General features: G+C 72.3%; 6 protein-coding genes and 1 pseudogene. 3 read left to right on the forward strand and 4 right to left on the reverse strand.

Annotated elements, in window-relative coordinates:
• Positions 1–168: 168 nt before the first annotated feature.
• The 3 genes from ACWEN3_RS39660 (at position 169) to ACWEN3_RS39670 (ending at position 2,418) form a co-directional block, all read left to right on the forward strand.
• A complete protein-coding gene (locus ACWEN3_RS39660) occupies positions 169–1,152 on the forward strand; it encodes an aldo/keto reductase (protein ID WP_452981554.1) in 984 nt (327 codons plus the stop codon).
• 52 nt (positions 1,153–1,204) lie between these two features.
• A complete protein-coding gene (locus ACWEN3_RS39665; RefSeq protein ID WP_452981557.1) occupies positions 1,205–1,702 on the forward strand; it encodes a DUF6328 family protein in 498 nt (165 codons plus the stop codon).
• Between the two features lie 86 nt (positions 1,703–1,788).
• Positions 1,789–2,418 carry a DUF3887 domain-containing protein gene (locus tag ACWEN3_RS39670; RefSeq protein ID WP_452981560.1) on the forward strand — a complete coding sequence of 210 codons (630 nt, stop codon included), beginning with the start codon at positions 1,789–1,791 and terminating at the stop codon, positions 2,416–2,418.
• A gap of 111 nt (positions 2,419–2,529) precedes the next feature.
• Here the strand turns inward: ACWEN3_RS39670 and ACWEN3_RS39675 are convergent, their stop codons facing one another.
• The 4 genes and pseudogenes from ACWEN3_RS39675 to ACWEN3_RS39690 form a co-directional block, all read right to left on the reverse strand.
• Complete coding sequence (locus tag ACWEN3_RS39675) at positions 2,530–2,955, reverse strand: SsgA family sporulation/cell division regulator (protein ID WP_452981563.1); 426 nt, start codon at positions 2,953–2,955, stop codon at positions 2,530–2,532.
• 62 nt (positions 2,956–3,017) lie between these two features.
• Positions 3,018–4,061 carry a hypothetical protein gene (locus tag ACWEN3_RS39680; RefSeq protein WP_452981565.1) on the reverse strand — a complete coding sequence of 348 codons (1,044 nt, stop codon included), beginning with the start codon at positions 4,059–4,061 and terminating at the stop codon, positions 3,018–3,020.
• A 121-nt stretch (positions 4,062–4,182) separates the two neighbouring features.
• Positions 4,183–5,154 (reverse strand): LLM class F420-dependent oxidoreductase, encoded by a 972-nt coding sequence (locus tag ACWEN3_RS39685; RefSeq protein WP_452981568.1) that lies wholly within the window; start codon positions 5,152–5,154, stop codon positions 4,183–4,185.
• Between the two features lie 58 nt (positions 5,155–5,212).
• Positions 5,213–5,764, reverse strand: a pseudogene (locus ACWEN3_RS39690) (serine/threonine protein kinase); the annotation flags it as partial.

Here is a 5,764-nt window from a genome sequence, read left to right on the forward strand (position 1 = left end):
GCACCTGCGCGAGGCCGGCATCGACCTCGTCGCGGACCGCTACGGACCCGTCGTACAGGCGCAGTTGACCCCCGGACCGTGACCCGCGCCCGGGCGGGGGCCGCGCGCACCTCGCCCGGCGGAGCGGTGCGTTCCGCATGACGCGGCGCCGGGTGTCAGACTGGCGCCATGGACGAACGTGTGATGGGCAGGTCGGGTCAGTGGGCATCGGTCGTCGGCCTCGGCACATGGCAGCTGGGCGCCGACTGGGGTGACGTCGACGACAGGGAGGCCGAGGCGGTCCTGGAGGCGGCGGCCGAGTCCGGGGTCACCTTCTTCGACACCGCCGACGTCTACGGCGACGGGCGCAGCGAGGAGACCATCGCCACGTTCCTGCGCAGCCGGCCCGATCTGCACGTGCTGATGGCCACCAAGATGGGCCGCCGGGCCGAGCAGATCCCGGAGAACTACGTCCTCGACAACTTCCGCGCCTGGAACGACCGTTCGCGCCGCAACCTCGGCGTCGACCGCATCGACCTGGTGCAGCTGCACTGCCCGCCCACCGAGGTCTACTCCTCCGACGCGGTGTTCGACGCCCTGGACACCCTGGTCGAGGAGGAGCGCGTCGCCGCCTACGGAGTGAGCGTCGAGACCTGCGCGCAGGCGCTGACCGCGATCGCCCGGCCGCATGTGGCGAGCGTGCAGATCATCCTCAACCCGTTCCGCATGAAGCCCCTGCGCGAGGTGCTGCCCGCCGCCCGCGAGGCCGGCGTCGGCGTCATCGCGCGCGTGCCGCTCGCCTCCGGGCTGCTGTCCGGCAAGTACACGAAGGACACGGTCTTCGCCGAGAACGACCACCGCACCTTCAACCGGCACGGCGAGGCCTTCGACCAGGGCGAGACCTTCTCCGGCGTCGACTACGCGACGGGCGTCGAGGCGGCCGCCGAGTTCGCGGCGCTCGCGCCCGAGGGCTACACCCCGGCCCAGCTGGCGCTCCGCTGGATCATCGAGCAGGACGGCGTCACCACGGTGATCCCCGGCGCCCGCAACCCCGGGCAGGCACGCGCCAACGCGGCCGCCGCCAAGCTGCCGCCGCTGCCCGCGGGGACCTTCACCGCGATCCGGGAGCTGTACGACCGGCGCATCAAGGATCAGGTCGAACACCGCTGGTAGTCACGGCGGCGCACACCGTTTGAACGGACGGGCGGACGGTTACACGCACCGCATGAGTGAGGACGGGCGGCGCAGGGGGCGGAACGAGACGGAGGAGGAACGGGCCGACCGTATGTGGGTCGAGCTCATCCAGGAGGTCCGCGTCGCCCAGACGGGCGTGCAGATCCTGTTCGGTTTCCTGCTGACCGTCGCCTTCCAGCCGAAGTACGCCGGGCTCACCGACACCGACCAGACCATCTACATCGTCACCGTGGTCCTCGGCTCCTGCGCCACCGGCGCCCTCATCGGTCCGGTGTCCCTGCACCGCCTGGTCTCCGGCCGCCGGGTCAAGCCCCAGGCGGTGCGGCTCGCCTCCTGGATGACCCTCGTCGGCCTCTTCATGCTGCTCGCCACGATGACGTGCGCCCTGCTGCTCGTCCTCCGCGTGGCCACCGGCGACAGCTCTCTGGCGTGGGTGGTCGCGGGCGTCGTCGCCTGGTACGTCCTGTGCTGGTACGGCCTGCCCCTGTGGGCCCGCCGCCGGCACACCCGCCCGCCGGTCGACCACTAGCCGTTCCCGACCGCGCCGGAGGCATGAGGCCGGACCGCTGTAAAGGAAACCTTGACGTCGTGATGCCGTAAAGACATCCTTTACGTGTGGCCGATGCTTCGACGAGTCTCTCCGCCCTGAGTTCCCTGCTGGCCGAACAGGCCTCGGCCCTGGTCGAGGCGGTGGGCAGCCCGCTGGCCCCGCCCGCCTACCTCGACCTGGTGCGACGCGCCCGGGGCGTGGACGAGGCGGCGGAACAGGTCCTCAGGCTGTGCGTGCAGCAGAGCCGGGACGCCGGTCACACCTGGCAGGAGATCGGGGACCTGCTCGGAGTCACCCGCCAGGCCGCCTTCCAGCGGTTCGGCAAACCCATCGATCCCCGGACGGGAGAACCCATGGACAAGACCGTGCGCATGGCGGACGCCGCCGAGCGCGCCATCGAGATCGTCACCGACGTGCTCGAAGGACGTATGGAGAAGGCGAGGCGGTCCTTCAACGCCCAGGTCCTGGAGGCGTTCACCGACGAGGTGCGGGGCAGCGGCATGGCCACGGTCGCCGGCATGGTGGGCGCCTTCGAGAGCTTCGGCGAGGCCGAGCCGTTCGTCCGGCGCATCGGCGACCACACCGTCGTCGACATCCCCCTGCGCTACGAGGCCGGCGACATGAAGGCCCGGGTCGCGTTCGACGCGGACGAGAAGGTCGCCGGCCTCTTCATCCTGGCCCCCGAGACCCCGTAGTCCCTGCCGTGCAACCCGACTTGACCGGGTCGTCGCCGTCCATGCGGTGGACGGCGTCCGGCCGGAGCGAGGGCCGCCGGCTCCCGGATCCGCCGGCCGGCCCCCGGCCGCTCAGCCCGCGGAGAGGATGTCCGCCAACAGCTCGTCCACCGGGACGCGTTCGCTCCCGGGCGGCACGATCCGGTGGGTCTCGCGCAGGAAGGCGGCGACCGCCGGAGCCCAGGCGAACACCACCGCGTGGTGCCTGCTGCCGTCCGGTCGCACGTCGCCGAGGAAATCCATGCGCAGCTCCCGCCACATCCCCGTGGTGGCCGGACGCAGGCGCACGTCACCGACGCCGACCCGCCCGGTCAGCCCGTCGGAGAGCATCTCCCGGTCCAGCCGCCAGCTGGCCAGCACATGGCCGTCGTGACCGAAGACGGCCGTGACGGCGAACGGGTCGTCGGCGTCGTAGCTGAGATGGGCGAGCACGGGGCACCGGTCGGTGCCCTGCGCACGGAGCTGGACCACCAGGGTCTTGTGCACGAACGACTTCATGCGAGGGCCTCCGGGAACGAACGGCGTAGAGCCCTCTAGTACCCCCGCTTCGGCCAGGTTGCTCACCCGACCGACTGATTTCCCCGCACACCCCGCAGCGCCGTCAGGCAGGTGCCGATGGCCTGCTGGAGTTCCTCCAGCCGCTGGACCATGTCGTCCTCGTAGAAATCCCCGGCGTCGTCGAACGTCAGCTCCTCGAACGCCCTGGTCGCCTTCTGCAGGCCGCTGTAGAACCTCGTCCGCCGTTCCTGGACACGCAGTTCGGGGTCGGCCTCGACCGCCTCGGCGACGAGCGACCGCATGGAGTCGTAGGCGTCGGTCGCCCACTCGCCGGTGTCCTCGCCGTCCTCCAGCTCGTCGATCAGCGACAGATGCCGTTCGGCCTCCTCGCGCAGCTCGGCGGGCGCCTCCACGGTCTGCCCGGCCGGAGTCCTGATCTGCCCGGACTCGGCGATCTGGCGGACGTAGCCGATCCGGTCGGCGGCCCGGCTCTCGCTCGCCACGGCCTTCTTCAGATCGTCGGTCCGTACGACGTCCCGGGCCAGCTCCGCCTGCAGGCCGGCGTCCTCCCTGACCCGGTCCAGCAGGGCGGCGCGGGCCGCGCGGGCGGTGGCGGGGTCGGCGAGGATCGCGGCGCGCAGCGCGGTGGGGTTCTCGGCGACCTCCAGGGCCTTGGTGGGGCGGATGCCCTCCGCCTCGGCGGCCTGGGCGATCGCGGTACCGCGCTCGGAGGTGGCGCTGTTGCGCGAGGCGTAGTAGCTCAGCCACACGTCGGCGTCCGGCAGCTCCACGTCCTGGCCCGGCCGCAGCGCCTCGAAGTGCGGGACGAGACCGTCGTCCGCGGCCCGGTCCCAGGCCCGGTAGTAGCGCATGACCCGCTCCGCGGAGCACCCGGCCAGCTCCGCGAACTCCTTCGCCGGCACCTTCGGCGTCTCGCCGGCGGCCTGCCCGCCCGGCCGCACGCTGCGCGCCACCATCAGCGCGAAGGCCCAGCCTCCGGTGCGCGCGTAGACGCCGAACTCTCGGGCGTCGCGCGCCACGAGGTCGGACAGCGGCGGCGCGGCCGGGGCGGACGTCTCGGACGACGGCTCGATGACCAGGGACACGGATGACTCTCCTGCGGGAACGGCTGGGAGGACCGCACCCGGGGCCGGGTGCGGACACGAAGCCTATATGGACCCATTGGCCATGCTTTGACGGGCCCGCCCCGGCCGAGCGGCCCGCGGGTCAGCCGAACGCCTCCCGGAGTGCCGGCAGCAGGGTCTTCGCCGACCAGTCGAGGAACTCCGGCTGCGTGTCCCCGCCGATCTGCACCAGGGCGACCTCCCCGAAACCGGCCTCGGCGTACGGGCGTACGGCCTCGACGAAGGCGTCCGGGTCGTCGCCGCACGGAATGGACGAGGCGACGTCGTCGGTAGTGACGAACTGCGTCGCGGACTCGAAGGAGTCGGGGTGCGGCAGTTCGGAGTTCACCTTCCAGCCCAGCCCGAACCAGCGGAACTGGGCGTGTGCCCGTTCGACGGCCGTGTCCCGGTCCGTGCCGTAGCTCACCGGCAGCTGGCCGACCCGGGGCTTCCCGCTGCCGCCGTGCCGGTCGAAGGCCTCCAGCAGGCCCGCCTTCGGCTCGGTCGCGATCACCAGGTCGGCGAGGTGCCCGGCGAGCTTGCAGGACTGCTCGCCGGAGACGGCGATCCCGATGGGCGGCGGCTGGTCCGGCAGGTCCCACAGCCGGGCCGACTCCACGTCGTAGTGCGGTCCGTGGTGGGTGACATGGCCGCCCCGGAACAGTGCGCGGATGATCTCCACCGCCTCCTCCAGCATCTCGTGGCGCACGTCCACCGGTGGCCAGCCGCCGCCCACCACGTGCTCGTTGAGGTTCTCGCCGGCGCCCAGCCCTAGCCGGAACCTGCCCTCGGACAGCAGCTGCATGGTGGCCGCCTTCTGCGCCACCACGGCCGGGTGGTAGCGCAGGATGGGGCAGGTGACGTAGGTCATCAGCGGGATCCGCGAGGTGGCCTGGGCGGCTGCGCCCAGCACGCTCCACGCGTACGAGGAGTGACCCTGCGCGCGCAGCCACGGAAAGTAGTGGTCCGAGGTCACCGAGAAGTCGAACCCCGCGTCCTCGGCGCGCACCAGGTGGTCCACCAGGTCCCGGGGGCCGGTCTGCTCGGTCATCATCGTGTATCCGATTTGCACCATAAGGAGCGAGTCCCCGGGCCGGCCGACGGAAAACGGCCCGGCGGCACCGCCGGGGCGGTCAGCGCCCGGGTTCGCGGAAGGTCCGCAGGAAGGTCCTGAGCGCCAGCCGGTCGGCGGCGTCGTCCCAGGTCCCGGCCGGGGTGGTGAAGCGCAGGGAGAAGCCCCGGCCGCCGCCGAGGAGGAATCCACGGCCGAAGGTGCGCACGCGCGCGTCGCCCGACCCGGCCAGCCACTCCAGGTCCGCGGCCGGGTGGCCCTGGTAGGTGGTGGCCCGGACCGCACCGACGCGCTGGTACCCGGCGAGCCGTCGCAGGCCCGGCTCGACGTCGTCCCGCCAGACCGCGACCGGATCGGGGCCGACGCGCTCGCTGTAGGTGACGGCGAGGGTGGGGGAGGCGCCGTCCGTGCCGAAGGTGACGCGGTAGGCGAGATCGGTCACCCGGGAGGTGGTCAGCCGCTTCCAGCCGCCCGGCAGCGCCACCGAGAAGCCCTCCGGGGCGTTGTACGTGCGGTATCCGGCCGACGTGGGCACCTGGGCGGCGTTCCTCCTGGCCGTGCTGCTGGCGATGGCGGTCGGCTTCGGGATCCGGTACCTGGTGGCGCTGAGCGC

The organism is Streptomyces sp. NPDC004561, assembly GCF_053602155.1.

What these genes read in the sequence shown, in the direction of transcription:
- ACWEN3_RS39660 (WP_452981554.1), top strand. Translation starts at nt 169, where the DNA reads ATGGACGAACGTGTGATGGGCAGGTCGGGTCAGTGGGCATCGGTCGTC.
- ACWEN3_RS39665 (WP_452981557.1), top strand. Translation starts at nt 1,205, where the DNA reads ATGAGTGAGGACGGGCGGCGCAGGGGGCGGAACGAGACGGAGGAGGAA.
- ACWEN3_RS39675 (WP_452981563.1), bottom strand. Translation starts at nt 2,955, where the DNA reads ATGAAGTCGTTCGTGCACAAGACCCTGGTGGTCCAGCTCCGTGCGCAG.
- ACWEN3_RS39685 (WP_452981568.1), bottom strand. Translation starts at nt 5,154, where the DNA reads ATGGTGCAAATCGGATACACGATGATGACCGAGCAGACCGGCCCCCGG.